General features: G+C 42.4%; 15 protein-coding genes. 13 read left to right on the top strand and 2 right to left on the bottom strand.

The annotated features are described in order from the left end of the window. Positions 1 to 27: 27 nt before the first annotated feature. The 8 genes from BUC10_RS09890 to BUC10_RS09855 all read left to right on the top strand — a co-directional run bounded on the left by BUC10_RS09890 (position 28) and on the right by BUC10_RS09855 (position 11,278). Complete coding sequence (locus tag BUC10_RS09890; protein WP_073179052.1) at positions 28 to 3,162, top strand: TAT-variant-translocated molybdopterin oxidoreductase; 3,135 nt, start codon at positions 28 to 30, stop codon at positions 3,160 to 3,162. Between the two features lie 32 nt (positions 3,163 to 3,194). Then, positions 3,195 to 4,919, top strand: a complete 1,725-nt coding sequence (nrfD, locus tag BUC10_RS09885) for an NrfD/PsrC family molybdoenzyme membrane anchor subunit (protein ID WP_073179050.1) — start codon at positions 3,195 to 3,197, stop codon at positions 4,917 to 4,919. A 2-nt stretch (positions 4,920 to 4,921) separates the two neighbouring features. Further along, positions 4,922 to 5,449, top strand: a complete 528-nt coding sequence (locus BUC10_RS09880; protein WP_073179048.1) for a DUF3341 domain-containing protein — start codon at positions 4,922 to 4,924, stop codon at positions 5,447 to 5,449. 4 nt (positions 5,450 to 5,453) lie between these two features. Next, positions 5,454 to 6,023: a c-type cytochrome gene (locus tag BUC10_RS09875; RefSeq protein ID WP_073179045.1), complete on the top strand. Its 570-nt coding sequence runs from the start codon at positions 5,454 to 5,456 to the stop codon at positions 6,021 to 6,023. A 15-nt stretch (positions 6,024 to 6,038) separates the two neighbouring features. Then, positions 6,039 to 7,382, top strand: a complete 1,344-nt coding sequence (locus BUC10_RS09870; RefSeq protein ID WP_073179043.1) for a quinol:cytochrome C oxidoreductase — start codon at positions 6,039 to 6,041, stop codon at positions 7,380 to 7,382. Between the two features lie 27 nt (positions 7,383 to 7,409). Continuing rightward, entirely contained in the window at positions 7,410 to 8,468 is a 1,059-nt protein-coding gene (locus BUC10_RS09865; RefSeq protein WP_073179041.1) for a cytochrome c oxidase subunit II, read from the top strand. A gap of 46 nt (positions 8,469 to 8,514) precedes the next feature. Then, a complete protein-coding gene (locus BUC10_RS09860) occupies positions 8,515 to 10,332 on the top strand; it encodes a cytochrome c oxidase subunit I (protein WP_073179039.1) in 1,818 nt (605 codons plus the stop codon). A 121-nt stretch (positions 10,333 to 10,453) separates the two neighbouring features. Further along, complete coding sequence (locus BUC10_RS09855; protein WP_073179037.1) at positions 10,454 to 11,278, top strand: GIN domain-containing protein; 825 nt, start codon at positions 10,454 to 10,456, stop codon at positions 11,276 to 11,278. 2 nt (positions 11,279 to 11,280) lie between these two features. Here the strand turns inward: BUC10_RS09855 and BUC10_RS09850 are convergent, their stop codons facing one another. Continuing rightward, positions 11,281 to 13,545 (bottom strand): acyl-CoA dehydrogenase family protein, encoded by a 2,265-nt coding sequence (locus BUC10_RS09850; protein ID WP_073179035.1) that lies wholly within the window; start codon positions 13,543 to 13,545, stop codon positions 11,281 to 11,283. Positions 13,546 to 13,663: 118 nt separating this feature from the next. Here BUC10_RS09850 and ruvB point away from each other — a divergent pair, with 118 nt between their 5' ends. From ruvB to queG, 4 genes are all read left to right on the top strand, one after another. After that, on the top strand, positions 13,664 to 14,686 hold the full coding sequence (ruvB, locus tag BUC10_RS09845) for a Holliday junction branch migration DNA helicase RuvB (RefSeq protein WP_073179033.1): 1,023 nt from the start codon (positions 13,664 to 13,666) through the stop codon (positions 14,684 to 14,686). A 154-nt stretch (positions 14,687 to 14,840) separates the two neighbouring features. Then, positions 14,841 to 15,941 (top strand): nickel-binding protein, encoded by a 1,101-nt coding sequence (locus BUC10_RS09840; RefSeq protein WP_084732614.1) that lies wholly within the window; start codon positions 14,841 to 14,843, stop codon positions 15,939 to 15,941. A 95-nt stretch (positions 15,942 to 16,036) separates the two neighbouring features. Continuing rightward, a complete protein-coding gene (locus BUC10_RS09835; RefSeq protein WP_245812812.1) occupies positions 16,037 to 16,435 on the top strand; it encodes a DUF4242 domain-containing protein in 399 nt (132 codons plus the stop codon). A 151-nt stretch (positions 16,436 to 16,586) separates the two neighbouring features. Beyond that, positions 16,587 to 17,483: a tRNA epoxyqueuosine(34) reductase QueG gene (gene queG / locus BUC10_RS09830; protein ID WP_073179028.1), complete on the top strand. Its 897-nt coding sequence runs from the start codon at positions 16,587 to 16,589 to the stop codon at positions 17,481 to 17,483. Here the strand turns inward: queG and BUC10_RS09825 are convergent. Continuing rightward, positions 17,451 to 18,497, bottom strand: coding sequence for a LacI family DNA-binding transcriptional regulator (locus BUC10_RS09825; protein WP_073179025.1), 1,047 nt, complete (start codon positions 18,495 to 18,497; stop codon positions 17,451 to 17,453). The two genes, queG and BUC10_RS09825, sit on opposite strands and share 33 nt — an antisense overlap. Positions 18,498 to 18,783: 286 nt before the next feature. Here BUC10_RS09825 and gtfA point away from each other — a divergent pair, with 286 nt between their 5' ends. Next, positions 18,784 to 20,247 carry a sucrose phosphorylase gene (gtfA, locus tag BUC10_RS09820; RefSeq protein WP_073179023.1) on the top strand — a complete coding sequence of 488 codons (1,464 nt, stop codon included), beginning with the start codon at positions 18,784 to 18,786 and terminating at the stop codon, positions 20,245 to 20,247. Positions 20,248 to 20,320 lie beyond the last annotated feature (73 nt).

The raw sequence follows: 20,320 nt of genomic DNA, 5'->3' as shown, positions 1-20,320 counted from the left end.
AAAAGAAGATAATCTCAGATATATCGTATGGCATCAAACAAAAAATACTGGAAGAGCGAAGCGGAGTTAAATCCGAACGATTCCATTGTTGAGGCGCTAAGAAATAACGAATTCACAGAGCAGATTCCCGTAGATGAGTTTTTGGGAGATAAAGAGAATCTGTCGGAAACTGCTACTAGTCGAAGAGACTTTTTGAAGTACGTTGGTTTTAGTACTGCAGCTGCTACGGTTGCGGCTTGTGAAGGGCCTGTTCATAAATCCATTCCCTATGTGGTTCAACCGGACAATATCGTTCCGGGAGTGGCCAATTATTATGCTACTACCATTGCAGATGGATTTGACTTTGCAAGTGTTTTGGTAAAGACACGGGAAGGAAGGCCGATCAAGATCGAAAACAATACCTACGCTAAAGTTAATGGAGATGCCAATGCTAGGGTGAACGCATCCGTATTGTCACTTTATGATAGTAAAAGGGTTCAGGGGCCTATGCAAAATGGGGAACCTGTAGAATGGAATATTTTAGATGCCAATGTAAAGGCTAAATTGGGAAGTCTCAAGGGGTCCAATCGTCAAATTGTTTTGTTGACGCAGACCTATGCAAGTCCGTCTACCGATAAATTGATTGCGGAGTTCAAAGCGGAATATGGGGATAGTGTAAACCATGTGGTTTATGATGCCATTTCCGAGGACGCTGCGCTAAATGCTTTCAATGCTGCCTATGGCAAAAGAGCTTTGCCGGATTACGATTTTGAAAAAGCTGACTTGATAGTTTCTTTCGGTGCTGATTTCTTGGGAGATTGGCAAGGTGGAGGCTATGACAGTGGTTATGCAAAAGGACGTGTGCCCAAGAATGGGAAAATGTCCAAGCATGTGCAGTTGGAGGCTAATATGTCTCTGACGGGTGCAAATGCGGACAAGCGTTACCCCATGACGCCTACCCAGCAGAAAATTGCCTTGGCCAAATTGTATGGCAAGCTTAATGGCAGCAATGTGGGTGGTGGAACTTCTGAAGTTGATGCAGCTGTGGAAAGTGTAGCGGCGCAAATCAGAAAAGCAGGAAATAAAGCGGTTGTTGTGACCGGTCTAAATGATATTAACGCTCAAACTGTGGTGTTGGCCATCAACAAATTGTTGGCCAGTGAGGCGTTTGATGCTGAAAACCCAAAATTTGTACGCCAAGGAGATACCGCCAAAGTGTCCAAATTGGTTACAGATATGAATGCTGGCCGTGTGGGATTGTTGATTATGGATGGAGTTAATCCTGCCTATTCACTTCCCAATGCTGCTGAGTTTATTGAAGGAGTTGGAAAGGTTGATGTTTCTGTTAGTTTTTCATTTAACAATGATGAAACGGCCCAATCTTCACAATTTGTTGCCGCTGCGTCCCACTATTTGGAATCTTGGGGAGATGCGGAGATTAAAAAAGGACAATATAGTTTGATGCAGCCCGCAATTCGCGAGTTGTTTGATACGCGCCAGTTCCAGTCGGCCTTGTTGAATTGGATGGGCAGTGAGCAGAGCTATTACGAATACATTAAAGACAATTGGAATACCAATCTGTTGCAAGGTGGTGACTGGAATAAAGCATTACAAGACGGTGTTTTTGTTCCGGCGGCCGTGACTGATGCCGATGCTGAAGGAGCTGCTACGGTGATATCTGAAACGGATGAGGAGACTGAGGAAGTGGAGAGCATTGCGCCGATATCGGCTGCTGTCCGTTCTCTGGTTAATGCAACTAGTCAAGGAACCGAATTGGTGCTTTACTCTAAAGTGGGCATGGGAGATGGTAAACAGGCCAACAACCCATGGTTGCAGGAATTTCCTGATCCAATTTCCAGGGTTTCGTGGGATAATTATGTTACTATTTCCAAGGCTGACGCCACGGCATTAGGTTTGGAAAATACCAACGTGGCCAATGGAGGTCTAAATGGTAGTTATGTGAATCTTACCGTTGACGGAACCACTTTGGAACGTGTGCCGGTCATCATTCAGCCCGGTCAAGCAGGAGGTACAGTTGGTCTTTCCTACGGATACGGAAGGGAAGCTGGAATGAAAGAAGAAATGGCAACTGGAGTAAATGCCTATGCATTGTACAAGGATTTTTCCAATGTGCAATCGGTAAGCGTTGAAAAAGCAGCAGGAGAGCATGAGTTTGCCTGCGTTCAGTTACATAAAACATTGATGGGGCGTGGGGATATCATCAAGGAAACTACCTTGGAGATTTTCAATACCAAGGACCACCATGAGTGGAATCCAATGCCACATGTAAGTCTAAATCACCAAGAGATCCCTGTTACTTCCCCAGATGCCGATTTATGGGAGGAGTTTGATCGTTCTATTGGACATCATTTCAACCTGTCCATCGACTTAAATGCCTGTACAGGTTGTGGGGCGTGTGTTATCGCATGTCATGCAGAAAATAATGTACCCGTTGTTGGAAAAGAGGAAATTCGTCGTTCAAGGGATATGCACTGGTTGCGTATCGATAGGTACTATTCTTCGGAAGAAAGTTTTGAACAAGACAATGAGAAGAAGGAAGGTATGGAAGGCCTGTTCGGGGACAATGGTGCCTTGGGCGGTTTTGGTGAGATGGAAGATGCATCGGCCAATCCCCAGGTTGCATTCCAGCCGGTAATGTGTCAACACTGTAACCATGCGCCTTGTGAAACAGTTTGTCCTGTGGCGGCAACCTCGCACGGCAGACAGGGTCAAAACCATATGGCTTATAACCGTTGTGTGGGTACAAGATATTGTGCCAACAACTGTCCTTATAAAGTACGTCGATTCAACTGGTTCTTGTACCATGACAATGAGGAGTTCGATTTCAACATGAACAATGATTTGGGTAAAATGGTCATCAATCCAGATGTCAACGTACGTTCCCGAGGTGTAATGGAAAAATGCTCTATGTGTATTCAAATGACACAAAAGACCATTTTGGATGCAAAGAGGGATGGACGCGTCGTTAAGGATGGCGAGTTCCAAACTGCATGTTCGTCTGCTTGTAGCAGTGGCGCCATGGTATTTGGTGACGTTAATGACGAGCACAGTAAAGTGTCCGAGTTGAAACATGATGATAGAATGTACCATTTGTTGGAGCATGTGGGTACCAAACCCAATGTGTTCTACCATGTTAAGGTGAGAAATACCAACGAGGCTTAATCAATAAATAAGAAGTAACTAGAAGATATATTATGGCGTCGCATTACGAAGCACCTATTCGAAAGCCCTTAGTACTTGGAGACAAAGGATACCACGATGTAACTGTGGATATTGCTGCTCCGGTTGAGGGAAAGGCCAACAAACAATGGTGGATTGTGTTTACCATTGCCTTGGTGGCATTCCTTTGGGGTCTAGGATGTATCATTTATACCATTTCAACAGGTATTGGGGTTTGGGGTCTTAACCGAACCGTAAACTGGGCATGGGATATCACCAACTTTGTATGGTGGGTAGGTATAGGTCACGCAGGTACCTTGATTTCAGCGGTATTGCTGTTGTTCCGTCAGAAATGGAGAATGGCCATTAACCGCTCTGCGGAAGCGATGACCATCTTCTCGGTGATTCAGGCAGGTCTGTTCCCGATTATACACATGGGGCGTCCATGGTTAGGGTATTGGGTACTTCCCATTCCCAACCAATTTGGTTCGTTATGGGTTAACTTTAATTCACCTCTCCTATGGGATGTGTTCGCGATTTCCACCTACCTTTCGGTTTCCTTGGTGTTCTGGTGGACTGGATTGCTTCCAGATTTCGCTATGATTCGCGACAGGGCGATAAAGCCTTTCCAAAAGAAAATATACAGCCTGTTGAGTTTTGGTTGGACAGGTAGGGCCAAAGACTGGCAGCGTTTCGAGGAAGTTTCCTTGGTTTTGGCCGGTTTGGCTACTCCTTTGGTACTTTCTGTGCACACCATTGTATCCTTTGACTTTGCCACGTCGGTAATTCCTGGTTGGCATACAACTATTTTCCCGCCTTATTTTGTTGCGGGTGCGATTTTCTCCGGATTCGCGATGGTAAATACACTTTTGATCATCATGCGAAAGGTATGTAATCTTGAAGCTTATATCACGGTTCAGCATATTGAGTTGATGAATATCGTAATCATGATCACAGGTTCCATTGTGGGTTGTGCCTATATTACGGAGCTCTTTATCGCATGGTATTCCGGTGTGGAATACGAGCAATATGCATTCTTGAACAGGGCTACTGGACCTTATTGGTGGGCCTACTGGTCCATGATGACCTGTAACGTGTTCTCACCACAGTTCATGTGGTTTAAGAAATTGCGTACCAGTATCATGTTCTCTTTCTTTATCTCTATCGTGGTGAACATTGGAATGTGGTTTGAGCGTTTCGTTATTATTGTTACCTCTTTGCACAGGGATTACTTGCCATCTTCTTGGACCATGTTCTCTCCAACCTTTGTGGACATAGGAATCTTTGTGGGAACTATTGGGTTCTTCTTTGTACTGTTTTTATTGTACTCCAGAACATTCCCGGTAATCGCCCAGGCTGAGGTGAAATCTATCTTAAAGGCTTCAGGTGAGCGATATAAAAAACTTCGGGATGCCGGAAAACCTTTATATGAAAAGCCATCAAAGGCCGGAAAGGTAGAAAAAGTCGAGGCTAAGGTAGAAAAGCCCGAAGCGGAAGAGAAACAGGTGTCGTCACTATTGGATGCTATCGGGACATTTGATGCGGATAAGCAGACTGCCGATGATTTGAAAAAAGTTAAGGGTATTGGTCCTCAAATGGAGGAGACCCTAAACCAAATCGGAATCTACACTTTTGAACAAGTAAGTAAGATGACCGAAAAAGAATATGACCTATTGGATTCCATTACCGGGTCGTTCCCAGGAAGGGCACAACGCGATGATTGGGCCGGACAGGCGAAAAAATTAAACGATAAAAAGTAGTTATGGCTTCAAAAGTTATACAGGCACTTTATACTGATGACGATGTGTTGATGCATGCCGTGAAAAAGGTCAGGGCGGATCACCATCATATAGAAGAGGTTTATACTCCTTTCCCAGTACACGGTTTGGACAAGGCTATGGGCTTGGAGGATACTCGTATCGCCATTACTTCATTCATGTATGGCTGTTTGGGACTTGCGGTGGCGATTGTGATGATGAATTATATCATGATTGACGACTGGCCTCAAGATATTGGGGGTAAGCCAAGTTTTAGCTATTTGGAGAATATGCCCGCTTTCGTTCCAATTATGTTCGAGTTGACCGTGTTCTTTGCGGCGCATTTAATGGTAATCACCTTTTACCTAAGAAGTAGAATGTGGCCTTTCAAGAAGGCGGAAAATCCGGATGTTAGAACAACGGACGACCATTTTTTGATGGAAGTTGGGATACACGATAACGAAGATGAGTTGACTGCATTATTGTGGGAAACAGGAGCAGTGGAACTAAAAGTTACAGAAAAGGAGTCTTAATACTATGAAGCGTATCGGAAAAATAAGTATGGTCTTGGCATTGGTCCTTCTAATGACTTCTTGCTTTGATAAAAATAGTCCCAACTATCAGTACATGCCCAATATGTACGAATCAGTTGGCTATGAAACCTACGAAGGTGTTGATAACGGATTGTTTCCTCAGGGAACTGAAGCTTTACTTCCTGCTGAAAACACCGTGGCAAGGGGATATTTGCCTTATAAATTTGAAAACACTCCCGAAGGAAAGGATTTGGCTCGTTTAGAACCTAGTCCATTGGATTCTTTGGATATGGAAACCAATCTGGCAAAAGGAAAGGAATTGTACGATATCTACTGCGCCATTTGCCATGGCCCTAAGGGAAAAGGACAGGGAACTCTTGTTAAGCGCGAAAAGATATTGGGTGTGCCCAGTTATGATGACGTTGCACGTAACATCACTGTGGGAAGTACCTATCATACCATATACTACGGACTGAACTCCATGGGGTCCTATGCCGCCCAGTTGGCCAATGAGGAAGAAATGTGGCAGGTTTCCGAGTATGTGATGAAATTAAAGGAAGACCTAACAAAATAATTGGATTAGTATACTATGTACACGTTTTCAAACAGACTTAAAATAGGATCTTTCATTGCCATGGCAGTGGGACTGATTTTTTTGGCAATCGGTTTTATTTCTGCCCCAAGTACGGTGGAGGAAGCTAAAGCCATAGTGGCCGCTGCCCATGATGATGGTCACGGGGGAGGACATGGTGAGGTGAATGCCCATGAAGGAGGAAATGAAGGACATGGTGCTTCGACCGCCCATGGAGAAGAAGCTGCTCACGATGCCTCGCATGATGAGCACCTATTGCACCAATTACAGAATAGACCTTGGTCGGCGCTGTATGTTGCTGCCTTCTTTTTCTTTATGATTTCATTGGGGGTGTTGGCATTTTACGCTATTCAACGAGCCGCACAGGCAGGATGGTCCCCTCTTCTGTTTAGGGTTATGGAAGGGATAACGGCTTATTTGGTGCCTGGTGGAATAATCGTTTTTGTAATCTTGGTACTTTCCGTACTGCACATGAACCACATGTTTGTTTGGATGGATGCCGATGTGGTGGCGCATGATAAGTTACTACAGGGAAAAGCTGGTTACCTAAACCCAACTTTCTTTTTGGTGAGGGCCGCTATTTTCCTCGGTGGTTGGATATTCTATAGGGAGTATTCAAGAAAGCTATCATTGGCACAGGATGAATCCGATGACAATACAAACTTTGTAAAGAACTTTAGATGGTCAGCGGCCTTCTTGGTGTTCTATTTGATTACAGAATCCATGATGTCTTGGGATTGGATTATGAGTGTGGACCCACACTGGTTCAGTACCCTTTTCGGATGGTATGTTTTTGCAAGTATGTTCGTTTCGGGAATTACGGTAATCGCCATGATATCCATTTATTTGAAATCCAAAGGATATTTGGAAAATGTGAATGATAGTCATATACATGATTTGGCCAAGTTTATGTTTGCCATCAGTATTTTTTGGACCTACCTATGGTTTTCACAGTTCATGTTGATTTGGTACGCGAATATTCCTGAGGAGGTAACATACTATATAGCAAGGTTCCAAGATTATAAACTGCCATTCTTCGGAATGTTGGCCATGAACTTCATATTCCCTTTATTGGTCTTGATGAACAGCGACTACAAACGTGTAAATTGGTTTGTAATCATGGCAGGTATCATTGTGCTATTGGGCCATTACTTGGATGTGTTCAATATGATCATGCCAGCAACTGTTGGTGACCAATGGCATATTGGAATACCGGAAATTGGAGGGATTTTGTTCTTTGGAGGATTGTTCGTGTTCTGGGTGTTCAATACGCTTACCAAAGCGCCATTGCAACCCAAGCGAAATCCATTTTTGGAAGAGAGTAGACAATTTCATTATTAATACGATTAAGTCTTAGAGAGATATACAATGACTGCATTATTAACATTGACTGTTTTAGTACTGGTGGCAATTGCAATCTGGCAAATGACCAAGATTTTCGAATTGTCCCAACTTAAAGCAGAGCATACAGAGGTAGCCACGGATAAGGATAACAAATACAATGGTTACCTTTTATTTGGGTTCGTAATTTTTATCTACGGGATTACCATATTCAGCTTTGCAAAATATGGAAAAATGCTATTGCCAGAGTCTTCATCGGCTCATGGTGGTGAATACGACCAGTTAATGTGGGTGTCTTTTGCCATTATCTTTTTTGTGCAGACCATTACCCAGTTTCTATTACACTATTTCGGATATAAATACCGCGGGGAGAAGGGCAAAAAAGCTTTGTTCTTCGCCGATAACGACCGATTGGAATTTATCTGGACCATAATCCCGGTAATTGTATTGGCAGGATTGATTCTATGGGGATTGTATACATGGACCAATATCATGGATATCAATGATGACGATGACCCATTGATTGTTGAGCTCTATGCCCAGCAATTTAATTGGACCGCTCGATATGGAGGCGAGGATAATGTGCTAGGTGATGCAAGTGTTCGGTTGATTGATATCGACCGTGCCAATGTTCTAGGTTTGGACGAAGCGGATCCAAATGCATCTGATGATGTTATAGTAAAAGAATTGCATTTGCCCGTAGGTCGGAAGGTAAATTTTATGATGCGTTCACAAGATGTTTTGCACTCGGCCTATATGCCTCACTTTAGAGCACAGATGAACTGTGTTCCAGGTATGATTACTCAGTTCTCGTTTACGCCCACGGTAACAACGGAGGAGATGCGTTTGAATCCAGATGTTGTGGACAAAGTAAAAAGAACCAATGCCTTAAGGGCAAAATGGGCTGCGGAAGGCAGACCCAATTCCGAACCTTGGGAATTTGATTACATCCTATTATGTAACAAGATTTGTGGAAAATCCCACTATAATATGCAGATGAAGATTATTGTAGAGACCGAGGAGGAATACAATAAATGGATTGCGGAACAGGCTACTTTTAAGGAGACCATAGCCCCAGCAGAATAAAACGAGCCAGGAAAAGAAGAAATAAAAAACAAAATTAAAGAAGGATATGTCAGCTACTGGACACGAACACGGACACGAGGATCACGGACATCATCATAAGGAAACCTTTGTGACCAAATACATCTTTAGTCAAGACCATAAGATGATTGCCAAGCAATATCTTATCACAGGTGTTTTGATTATGGGTTTCATCGGAATAGCAATGTCATTGTTATTCAGAATGCAATTGGCATGGCCCGGAGAATCTTTTTCTGTTTTTGAGGCAGTCCTAGGGAAATGGGCACCAGGAGGTGTTATGGATGCGGACATTTACTTAGGTTTGGTGACAATGCACGGAACCATTATGGTGTTCTTCGTACTTACCGCCGGTTTGAGTGGTACTTTCAGTAACCTTCTTATTCCACTACAGATAGGCGCGCGAGACATGGCATCCGGATTTTTGAATATGCTTTCTTTCTGGATGTTCTTCTTGTCAGCTGTGATTATGGTGATTTCATTGGTTGTGGAAGCAGGTCCGGCCGCAGCTGGTTGGACGATTTATCCGCCCTTGAGTGCACTGCCGATGGCCCAACCGGGTTCTGGGGCTGGTATGACTTTGTGGTTGGTTTCTATGGCAATTTTTATTGCCTCGTCCTTGCTAGGTTCCCTAAACTATATTGTAACCGTATTGAATCTAAGAACTAAGGGAATGTCCATGACCCGGCTACCATTAACAATTTGGGCTTTCTTTGTGACTGCGGTCATTGGGGTTATTTCTTTCCCGGTATTGTTGTCCGCAGCGCTATTGCTGATTATGGATAGAAGTTTTGGAACATCTTTCTTCCTATCGGATATATTCATTCAAGGAGAAGTATTGCATTACCAGGGAGGCTCACCTGTATTGTTTGAGCACCTGTTCTGGTTCTTGGGTCACCCTGAGGTATATATCGTAATTCTTCCAGCAATGGGAATCGTATCCGAGGTAATGGCCGTAAACGCCAGAAAACCAATTTTTGGATACCGTGCCATGATTGCTTCTATATTGGCCATTGCGTTCTTGTCCACAATTGTATGGGGACACCATATGTTCATATCAGGAATGAATCCATTCTTGGGGTCTGTATTTACCTTTACCACCCTTTTGATTGCGATTCCTTCCGCTGTAAAAGCATTTAACTGGATTACCACCATTTGGAAGGGTAATCTTCAACTCAACCCGGGAATGCTCTTTTCCATAGGTATGGTTTCCACTTTCATTTCTGGAGGTTTGACCGGTATCATTTTGGGAGATAGTACACTGGATATCAATGTGCATGACACCTATTTCGTTGTGGCTCATTTCCACTTGGTAATGGGTATCTCTGCCTTGTACGGTCTGTTCGCAGGAGTGTACCATTGGTTCCCGAAAATGTTCCAGGGTAGAATGATGAACAAAAACTTGGGCTATGTCCATTTCTGGATTACCGCCATTGGTTCCTATGGAATCTTCTTCCCAATGCACTTTGTGGGAATGGCTGGGGTGCCTAGGAGATATTATGAAAATACCGCCTTCCCAATGTTTGACGAATTGACCAATGTGCAAGTGTTGATGACTGTTTTTGCAATAATTACTGCAGCAGCACAATTGGTATTTGCCTTCAATTTCGTAAGAAGTATTTTCTACGGCAAGAGAGGTCCTCTGAACCCTTGGAAGGCAACTACTTTGGAATGGACCGCTCCGCAGGAGCATATCCATGGGAACTGGCCGGGAGCAATCCCACATGTGCACCGTTGGGCATATGATTATAGCAAAACCCATGAAAATGGGGAGTACATCATCGAAGGCCAAGATTTTGTGCCGCAAACAGTACCACTTCAGGAAAACGAGGAAGAACTCAACCATTAGCGGAGAATATAAGTTAACAAGGCCCATCCAATCGGATGGGTTTTTTGTTTTAGGGGAGTTTGGTACAACGATTGTTAGCTGTAATTGTAATATCTTTAATAACCCTTTAAATCAAACACTTTTGAAAAATCTGACAATCCTCCTCGTTCTGTTATGCAATGTAGCTCTTGTGGCACAGCGTAAACCAAAAATCAAGGGCAGTCGCATTGTAACGGAAGTGAATGGTGAACTTCCTGCCTTTAATGCAGTTCAGCTCAATGACAATTTGGATATCGTGCTAAAAAAATCCTTTGGCCCCGGCTATGATATTGTAGCGGACGACAATCTTATTGATATTCTTAAATTTAAAGTACAGGATAGCACTCTGGTTATCACCTCTTTTTACGATGTTACCGCGAAAAAACAATTGGATATTACCGTAAACTATACAGACCTTAAGGCAATCTCTGTAAAAGAGGGGCGTATTACTTCTGACGATATTATCAACAGTGATGAATTGTTTGTTGATGCCTTTGCCGATACCCGTCTCGATTTGAAAGCCAGTGCAGCCGTTATGGATATCAATTTAGAGGACAGTAGTCGCGCCGATTTTAACCTTGATGTAGATTCTTTAAATATTAGGTTGACCAATAGGGCCGAGGCTTATGTTTACGCCGTAAACGAGAAAAGCTTGATTGAAGTAGAGCAAAACGGAGCACTTACGTTAGAAGGGACTTCGGACAGTATGGAGACTACCTTAACAGGTAGTGCCAAATTGAAGGCAGAAAAGATGGAGGCTGGAACACTCACAGTAAATTTGGAAAATACCGCCAATGCGCGCATCTATGCCTATCGCGATTTAGAATTAAGCGCAAAGGGCAATTCCCGTATATATCTTTTTGGAAATCCCCAGATTACCATATTGCAGTTTTTGGATACGGCCCAGCTCATTAAAAAAGTGGAATGAATCTATTGGGCAATAGGTGCGCTTAAACAATGCTTGGGAATACCAAATCCGTCCACGAGAACTTCTAAGTGTGGACGCAGTTCCGTAGATAATCGTTCCACCCGCTGCCGAATCGCCTTGGATTTGGTACCTGAAATATAACCCTGTTCCAAAAACCATTGGGCGTCTTCACGCATATGATGCAGGGCAAATAGAGTGCCTAACTTTTCCAACAATGCCTTATATGTTTCATCGGATTCCTTTTCATATTGCGCAGTAAAAACCTGATACGCCAATTCAATGCTATATGCTTTTCCCAGGGTAACCAAGTGCGTCTGTACCTTCAAAAATGCCTGGTAGGAAGGAATACCTTTTTTTATATAGTTTCGAATGCGCATGGCCAAGGTATAGGTCAGCCGACGTGTTCGGTAATCAAATGCATGTTGGTGAAATTTCAGATTGTAGAGATGTTCAGAATCAACCTTGTTGGCATATATGGGATTAAGTGTGCTAAGTTTATCGGCTAGTTGACTACCCAATAATTTAAGTACAGAGGTAAATCCTGCACTGTTGAACTCCGCTTTAAAATCAGATAATACCCCCTTGGCCGCAAGTTGAAGCAACACCGTGTTGTCCCCTTCAAAAGTGGTGAAAATATCCACATCTCCCTTCAGGTCCGCTATCCTGTTCTCAAGCAAATATCCTTTGCCACCGCAGGCCTCCCTGCATTCCTGAATGGTTTGGTTGGCAAACCAGGTGATTACGGATTTCAACCCGGCCACTTGGGTTTCCACCTGTCTTTTATCTGGTACCGCATCATCACTGTACCGTTGCATCATCTCCTCTAGCACAAAATGGTATACATAGGTGCTTGCAACCGCCGGTGTTAGACGTAACTGGTGGGTAGGGTAGTCCATAATCAGGTCTTCCTGTATCTTGACATTGTCATTGAACTGTCTTCTGTTCAAAGCATATTTTATGGCAATGGACAGGGCCATTTTTGCGCCTCCTAACGCGCCTCTTGCAACGCAGATACGGCCTCCTACCAAGGTGCCCAACATGGTAAAAAAACGTTTGTTGGGATTTTTGATATGGGAAGAATAGGTGCCGTCGTCATTGATTTCACCGTATTTATCCAACAAATTTGCTCTCGGAACCCGTACCTGGTCAAACCATATCTTACCATTATCCACCCCATTCAGTCCAAGCTTATAGCCATTATCTTTAATGGTGATGCCTTCCAATTCTTGGTGATTTTCATCTCTTAGTGGCACCAATATGGCATGTACACCCTCATTTTTTCCATTGACGATGAGCTGTGCAAAAACAGAGGCCATTTTAGAATGTAAGGCATTCCCTATATATTCTTTGTTATCGTTTTTCCCAGGGGTGTGGATGACAATAGAGTCCGAGCCGGAATCATAGGTTGCCGTGGTCTTTATGCCTCTCACATTGGAACCATGTCCGGTTTCTGTCATGGCAAAACAACCCAAAAGTTGAGCCTCGCCGGCAGCTTTTAAGTATTTGTCATGATGCTTTTTGGTACCCAATTTCTGAATGCTTCCACCAAAAAGCCCAAATTGGACTCCGAACTTTACAGCTAGACTTCCGTCCACAAACATAAGATGTTCAAAAATGGCCGCATAAGCTGGCATATTGTTAGTGCCCCCATAAACCTTTTCATATCCCATCGCGCCATATCCTTCTTGCCCCAGAAGCTGAACTTGTTGTAATACTTTGTTTCTAAATTCAGATTTATCACGGACTACATCCCAAGCAAAATTGGGTTGGTCTAAAAAGACTCGAAAAGTATCCACTTCCTTGACATGTCCTCCTTTTAAAATAGCGTCAAGTTTCTTGGCGTTGTAGTGGTTGGAAGATTTTTTATGAACCACCTCCACATCAAAAAGGTGGTTGTAATGGTTAGGTTGAATACCGAGGTTGATTTCAATATGCTTAAGCTGATTGTTAAAATCACAATCCTCACAATATGCATTTCCCAATCGTTGGGATAAAGAACTAAGGGGATAAGTGTCACTCTCCACAAGCTTTATTCCCGAAGTGGAAATAAGTTGTTTCCAATATTTGAATTCTTGTTCGGAGGGTGATTTCTCACGAATTAACCATCCTTCAAGCTGCTTTTTTTCTCCTGTATTCAAGGACAGATCCTCCCCGATGGCATTCTTTACAACCGAAATCTCGGAAACTGAAAGAAGGTCGTCTGACCAAATCACATAGAAAAATGGGATATACTGTAAGATACCAATGGAATATTTTAAAGGGATCATATCGCAAAGTTGAGCATGTTGCTATTTGGTATCTAATTTAAGTCATAGATTTTTAGGAAAAGAATGGTACGGGAATGGATTGTTGCCTCATTTTGTTTTCAACTATATTTGTTGGAACATGAATGAAAACCTAGACCCATCATCTGAGAATTTTTCCCAAGAGGAATTGGATATTGAAAGGGCATTACGCCCCATTACGTTTGATGACTTTACTGGGCAGGAGCAGGTCCTCGAAAATCTTAAGGTATTTGTACAGGCAGCGAATCTTCGGGGAGAAGCGCTGGACCATACCCTGTTCCATGGACCTCCAGGATTGGGAAAAACTACCTTGGCCCATATTTTGGCCAATGAATTGGGTGTTGGAATCAAAGTGACCTCGGGACCCGTGTTGGATAAACCTGGGGATTTGGCAGGATTACTGACAAATCTGGAAGAACGCGATGTGCTATTCATAGATGAAATCCATAGGCTAAGCCCCATTGTTGAGGAATACCTGTATTCAGCAATGGAGGATTATAAGATTGATATTATGATTGAAACGGGCCCCAATGCCCGTACCGTTCAAATTAATCTAAGCCCTTTTACGTTGGTTGGGGCAACAACACGCTCTGGACTTTTAACAGCACCAATGCGTGCCCGATTTGGAATTCAAAGTCGATTACAATACTACCATACCGAATTGCTCTCTACCATTGTGGAACGGAGCGCGGATATTTTAAAAGTACCCATTTCCAATGAAGCTGCAATTGAAATTGCCGGACGTAGCAGGGGTACTCCAAGAATTTGTAATGCACTTTTAAGACGTGTCAGGGATTTTGCCCAAATCAAGGGTAATGGGAACATTGATTTGGAAATTTCCAGGTTTGGCCTCAAGGCCTTGAATGTGGATGCGCACGGTTTGGATGAAATGGACAATAAGATATTGTCCACCATCATTGACAAATTTAAGGGCGGCCCGGTGGGCATTACCACCTTGGCAACCGCGGTTTCGGAAAGCGCTGAGACCATAGAGGAAGTTTATGAACCATTTTTGATTCAACAGGGCTTTATTATGCGTACTCCACGCGGACGGGAAGTGACCGAGTTGGCCTATAAACATCTGGGTAAAATTAAGGACGGAACACAGGGTGGGTTGTTTTAAAGTCCTGATGAACTTCTTTTAAAGGCTTCATATTGAATCATTTCTGCCATTTTTTGATTTATTTTTTTTATTTTCTTAGCTAAAACATCAGTTTCTTTAGAGTTATATAGCTGTTTTTGAATCCTTTTTTACAGAATCGGCAATTTTATCTGATATGCCTATATACATGGACCGTCATATTGTTCCGGGAATTGAGGCTAAACATGCGGCTCAAGCTCATCGTGAAGATTTGAAAATTCAAGATGAATATGGATGCCGATGTATGACATATTGGGTAGACGAAGAAAGGGGGAGTGCATTTTGTTTGATTGATGCACCTGATGAAGAGGCCGTCAAAAAGATGCATGATCAAGCCCATGGTCTAATCCCTCATGAAATCGTTCAGGTGAATAGTAACGTAGTGGAGGCATTCTTGGGGCGCGTCACAGACCCAGAAGGGTATTATGATCCCAATGAGCCAAACCTTAAGATTTTTAATGATCCCGCTTTTAGGATTATCCTCGTTTCACAAACAAAAGATTCCAGATTATTAAAGAACGATTTAGGCGTTCGTAAATCAGAAAAGTTGTTGGCACTTTACCATGAAATCATGCGTCAACAATTGCACGAAAATCAGGGTAGGGAAGTGGAGTTGAAGGGTGAGCGGTTCATAGCTTCCTTCGTTTCTGTGACCCAGGCCATGGCCTGCGCGGCCGGCATACAAAAAGGACTTCATGTTGCCGGTGAATTGATTGATTTGCGTGTGGGGCTCAATGCGGGAATGCCCGTTACCCAGGATAAAAGTATTTTTGGGGATGTGATTAGGATGGCGGAATATCTATGTTGTACAGGAGCATCAAACCAGATTGTGATGGCATCCATCATCAACGAAATCTACAAGGATGACGGGAAAAACAACCTTGCTGACGAATCGGCTTTCAAATCCGTTTCACCGACCAATGAAAACGTATTGCAATTGATGTTTGATGTCTTGGAAGGCAGGCATATGGATTCACAATTTGCAATAAGTGATTTTTGCCTAAGTACAGGTATGAGCAAATCCAAACTATACAGGCAAAGCACCACGCTTTTAGGCATGTCTCCCAATGAATTGATTCGGGATTACCGTCTAAAAAAGGCACTATCCTTCTTAAAGACCGACCGTAATATAGCCCAAACTACTTTTGATGTAGGTTTTAGCAGTCCCTCCTACTTCACAAAGTGTTTCCAAGAGCGTTTTGGAATCTCTCCTTTGGCCTATAAAAAACTGGGTTAACTGAACCATTTCTTTTAGTTTTTGACATATTCCTTTGAGTTTGTAGTTTTTTATGACATTAGTTTTGAGGTGTTTAACCTTTAAAATTGAAAGTCATGAAAAAAATCAATGTTTGTGCTCTTACTATTTTGGGATTCCTTTTTTTCTCTCATATGGCAATAGCACAGCAACAAGAAGTCATTTACACAAAGATGTCCAGCGAGCAACGAGAAGACAATAACATGAAAACGTATTTGATTGAACGGGAAATTCCCGAAGCTGGAAAGCTTACCAAGGAACAGTTGAAGGGCATATCACAAAAATCTTGCTCCGTATTAAGAGAAATGGGTGCAGGTATCGAATGGTTGCAAAGTTATGTTACAGATGATAAGGTATATTGCTTGTATAAGGCTGAAAACAAAGACATGGTCAGGAGACACGCAGAACTGGGAGGTTTTCCTGTAAATTCAATTCAAGAGTTGTCCACAACAATTAATCCATCCACTTCTGAGTAGGAACAAGAGTCCAAACATGAAGGCGGTCCAGGGAGATTCCTTGATTTTCTAACCATGCCTCAAAAAAACTTAGATTGATTTTTCAATTAATTGTACTTTAGTTCATGTTCAATGAAAATCAGCACTGAAATCAAATCAAAAACATACCGAAATGATAAAAACCGAAGCCAAGCGCCTCGGTTTTTTGTCATGTGGTATTTCAAAAGCTGAATTTTTGGAGGACGAGGCGCCACGTCTGGAGAAATGGCTCAATCAGAACATGCATGGCGAGATGCATTACATGGAAAACCATTTCGACAAGCGATTAGATCCAACAAAACTTGTCGAAGATTCTAAATCTGTGGTATCCCTCTTACTCAATTATTTTCCTTCGGAAGAGCAGAATAAGGATGCCTTTAAAATTTCCAAATATGCCTATGGTATGGATTATCACTTTGTGATAAAGGACAAACTTAAATCTTTGCTTCATTTTATTAAGGATGAAATTGGTGAGGTGCAGGGTAGGGCCTTCGTGGATTCGGCCCCTGTTTTGGACAAGGCCTGGGCGGCCAAAAGTGGTTTGGGGTGGATCGGGAAGCATAGCAACTTGCTTACCCAACAAGTAGGTTCCTTCTATTTTATTGCGGAACTCATTTTGGATTTGGAATTGGAGTACGATCATCCGGTTACCGATCACTGCGGAACCTGCACAGCTTGCATTGACGCTTGCCCAACACAGGCCATTGTAGAACCCTACGTGGTGGATGGGAGTAAATGCATTTCCTATTTTACAATCGAGTTAAAAAATGAGATTCCATCTACCTTTCAGGGTCAATTTGATGATTGGATGTTTGGCTGTGATGTATGCCAGGATGTGTGCCCATGGAACAGATTCTCCAAGTCCCATCAAGAGCCTTTGTTCCATCCTCAACCTGAGCTTCTTTCCATGACCAAAAAGGATTGGGAAGAAATCACGGAGGATGTTTTCAAGAAAATATTTAAAAAATCAGCGGTAAAGCGGACCAAATATTCCGGTTTACAACGAAATATTAAATTTCTTTCGCGCTAAAGTGGATTCGCGCTCAATGATTTCTGTGGGAAGGATTACGGTTTCGTGTTCCACATGTTCGTTTTTCTTTCGTTTCGTGAGTTCGGAAAGCAGGGTGTTGAACGCAATCTTGCCCATGGTATAGCTGGGTTGGTCAATGGTGGTCAATGAAGGTGTGATCACCGAGGAAAGAAACCAATTGCCGAATCCCACAATGGAGATTTCCTCAGGTATTTTTATGCCTTGGGCCTTAAACTCGGTCATGGCCCCTACCGCCACCATGTCGGTGTTGATGAAAATACCATCTACACTCCTGTTATTTTGTAATAATTTTTGGGCCTGTTCCTGACCTTCCTCAAAATTCATTTTGATACAATGATATACATTGGATTCATCAAATTTTAGTCCTGATTCCTCCAATGCTTTTTTATAACCCAAATACCGGTCTATGGAGTTTTGGGAGGTGAGAGGTCCCCTAAAATGCGCAATGTTTTTGCAACCACAGTCAATGAGATGTTTGGTGGCCTCGTATCCGGCTTTGATATCGTCAATAATAACTTTGGAACAGCTCACGGACTTACTGATTTTGTCAAACATGACCACGGGCAAATCCATAGATTGTACTTCGTACAAATGGAAGCAATCCACCGTTTGGTCCGCAATGGCGATAAGAATACCGTCCACCTGTTTATCGATCAAGAATTCGATGCGCTTCTTTTCTGTTTCAAAATCTTGACTTGTTTGCAGCACAATGACCACATAGCCGTTTTTTTCAGCCTCTTCAATGACCCCTTTTATAACACTGGAAAAAAATTGGTGCACAATTTCCGGAATCACCAGTCCTATGGTCTTGGATTCTTGGGTTCTCAGGTTCACCGCAAAAGTGTTTGGCTTGTAGTTGAGCAGTTTGGCCGCTTCTTTAACTTTTTGAATGGTTTTTTCGCTCACATCTGGGTAGGACCTAAGGGCTTTGGAAACCGTGGTCACCGAAAGATTCAAGCTCAAAGCAATTTGTTGAAGCGTGGTCCTGCCCATTTTTTTGGTACGAAATCAGTGAAATTATATCACATAAAGTTACAAAAAGGATCAACAGCTTTGTCGAAAACGTTTTCGTAGGAAAAAACTGTTTTATCCGCTGGAACTATTATAAATTAGAAGTATATTGAGGAATGGGCAAACATGTTCAAAACATTGTAAATTATTGTAGCTCAATAAGTTTAGTTTATTTTTTTAGTTGATGTGGGAGTGAAAGCATTCACCTGTGCTTTCACTCTTTACTTTAGTACACGACATTAACGATCCTTTCAATTTTGATACGTCTGTGAAGAATAAAATTCAGTTGATTACTTATGTGGATAGGATTGGTTGTTCGGGATTCAAAGAGCTGAATTCGCTTTTACAGAACGAACTCGATGGACTCTTTGGCGGTATACATGTACTGCCCTTTTTTCATCCAATAGATGGAGAGGATGCTGGCTTTGATCCCATAGACCATAGTTTGGTAGACCCTCGATTGGGCGATTGGTCCGATGTAAAAAGTTTGACGGCCACTTTGGACGTTATGGCTGATTTGATCGTGAACCATATGTCTTCGGAATCAAAGGAGTTTCAAGATTTTTTGGAACATGGGGATGATTCCAAGTATGCTTCCTTGTTCTTAACCGTTGATTCCGTATTTCCAGAGGGCCCCTCAAAGGACGATTTGCAATCTATTTATCGCCCCAGGCCAGGTTTACCCTTTACAGAATACAAGTTGTCCGATGGTTCTGAAAAAATGATTTGGACAACCTTCACTCAAAAACAGATAGATATAGATGTGCATTCAGAGTCTGGGTCCACCTACCTTGAATCCATGCTGAAAACCTACGGTAAAGCTGGAATTTCAATGATCAGGTTGGATGCTGCCGGATATGCCATAAAAAAAGCTGGTAGCTCTTGTTTCATGATTCCTGAGACCTTCAATTTTATTGACGAGCTGACGCAAAAAGCAAAGAAACAAGGAATTGAGGTTTTGGTGGAGATCCATTCATTTTACGAAACACAGATGGAGATTGCCAAAAAAGTGGATTTTGTCTATGATTTCGCTCTTCCAGTCCTGGTTTTGGATTGCTTGTTCAATAGCAATGCAAAACATCTAAAAGAGTGGTTAAGAATAGCACCTCGGAATGCCGTAACCGTTTTAGATACCCATGACGGAATTGGCGTTGTTGATGTTGCAGGCTTTGAAGGAAAGCCAGGATTGATACCAGACAAGGAATTGGATGTGATTGTAGAACAAATCCATAAAAATAGTGAAGGGAGAAGTCGAAAAGCTACTGGGGCAGCTGCATCAAACTTGGACCTCTATCAGGTAAATTGCACCTATTTTGAAGCCTTGGGAAAAGATGAAACTGCGTATTTGATAGCAAGGGCCATTCAGTTTTTTGCACCTGGTGTTCCCCAAGTATATTATGTGGGTCTTTTTGGCGATGACAATGACATGGAGTTGCTGGAACGTACCAACGTAGGACGTGACATCAATAGGCATTATTATTCAAAAGAGGAAATTCGTAAAAAAATAGAAACCCCCTTGTTCCAACAATTATCAAAGTTGATGCGGTTGCGAAATAATCATGAAGCTTTTAATGGAATCTTTGGTTTAAAACAGACCACGGATGAACAGCTTCTTATTCAGTGGACAAATAATCAGGATTCGATTGCTCTAGAAGTGGATTTGGCACTCAAAAAATTTACCATTCAGGGAATTAATGGAAGCGGCAAGCAACTATTGATGAAGGTTCCTTAAAGCATCATTTTTATGAAAAAACTTAAAATGTTATCTTGATAAGCGTTAGTTGAAACCACTAACCTTCCATATT

Origin of the sequence: Flagellimonas flava (assembly GCF_900129665.1) — a bacterium.
Taxonomy (GTDB): domain Bacteria; phylum Bacteroidota; class Bacteroidia; order Flavobacteriales; family Flavobacteriaceae; genus Flagellimonas; species Flagellimonas flava.
The sequence above is the reverse complement of the archived record's forward strand: the minus strand, read 5'-3'. Positions and strand labels throughout refer to the sequence as shown.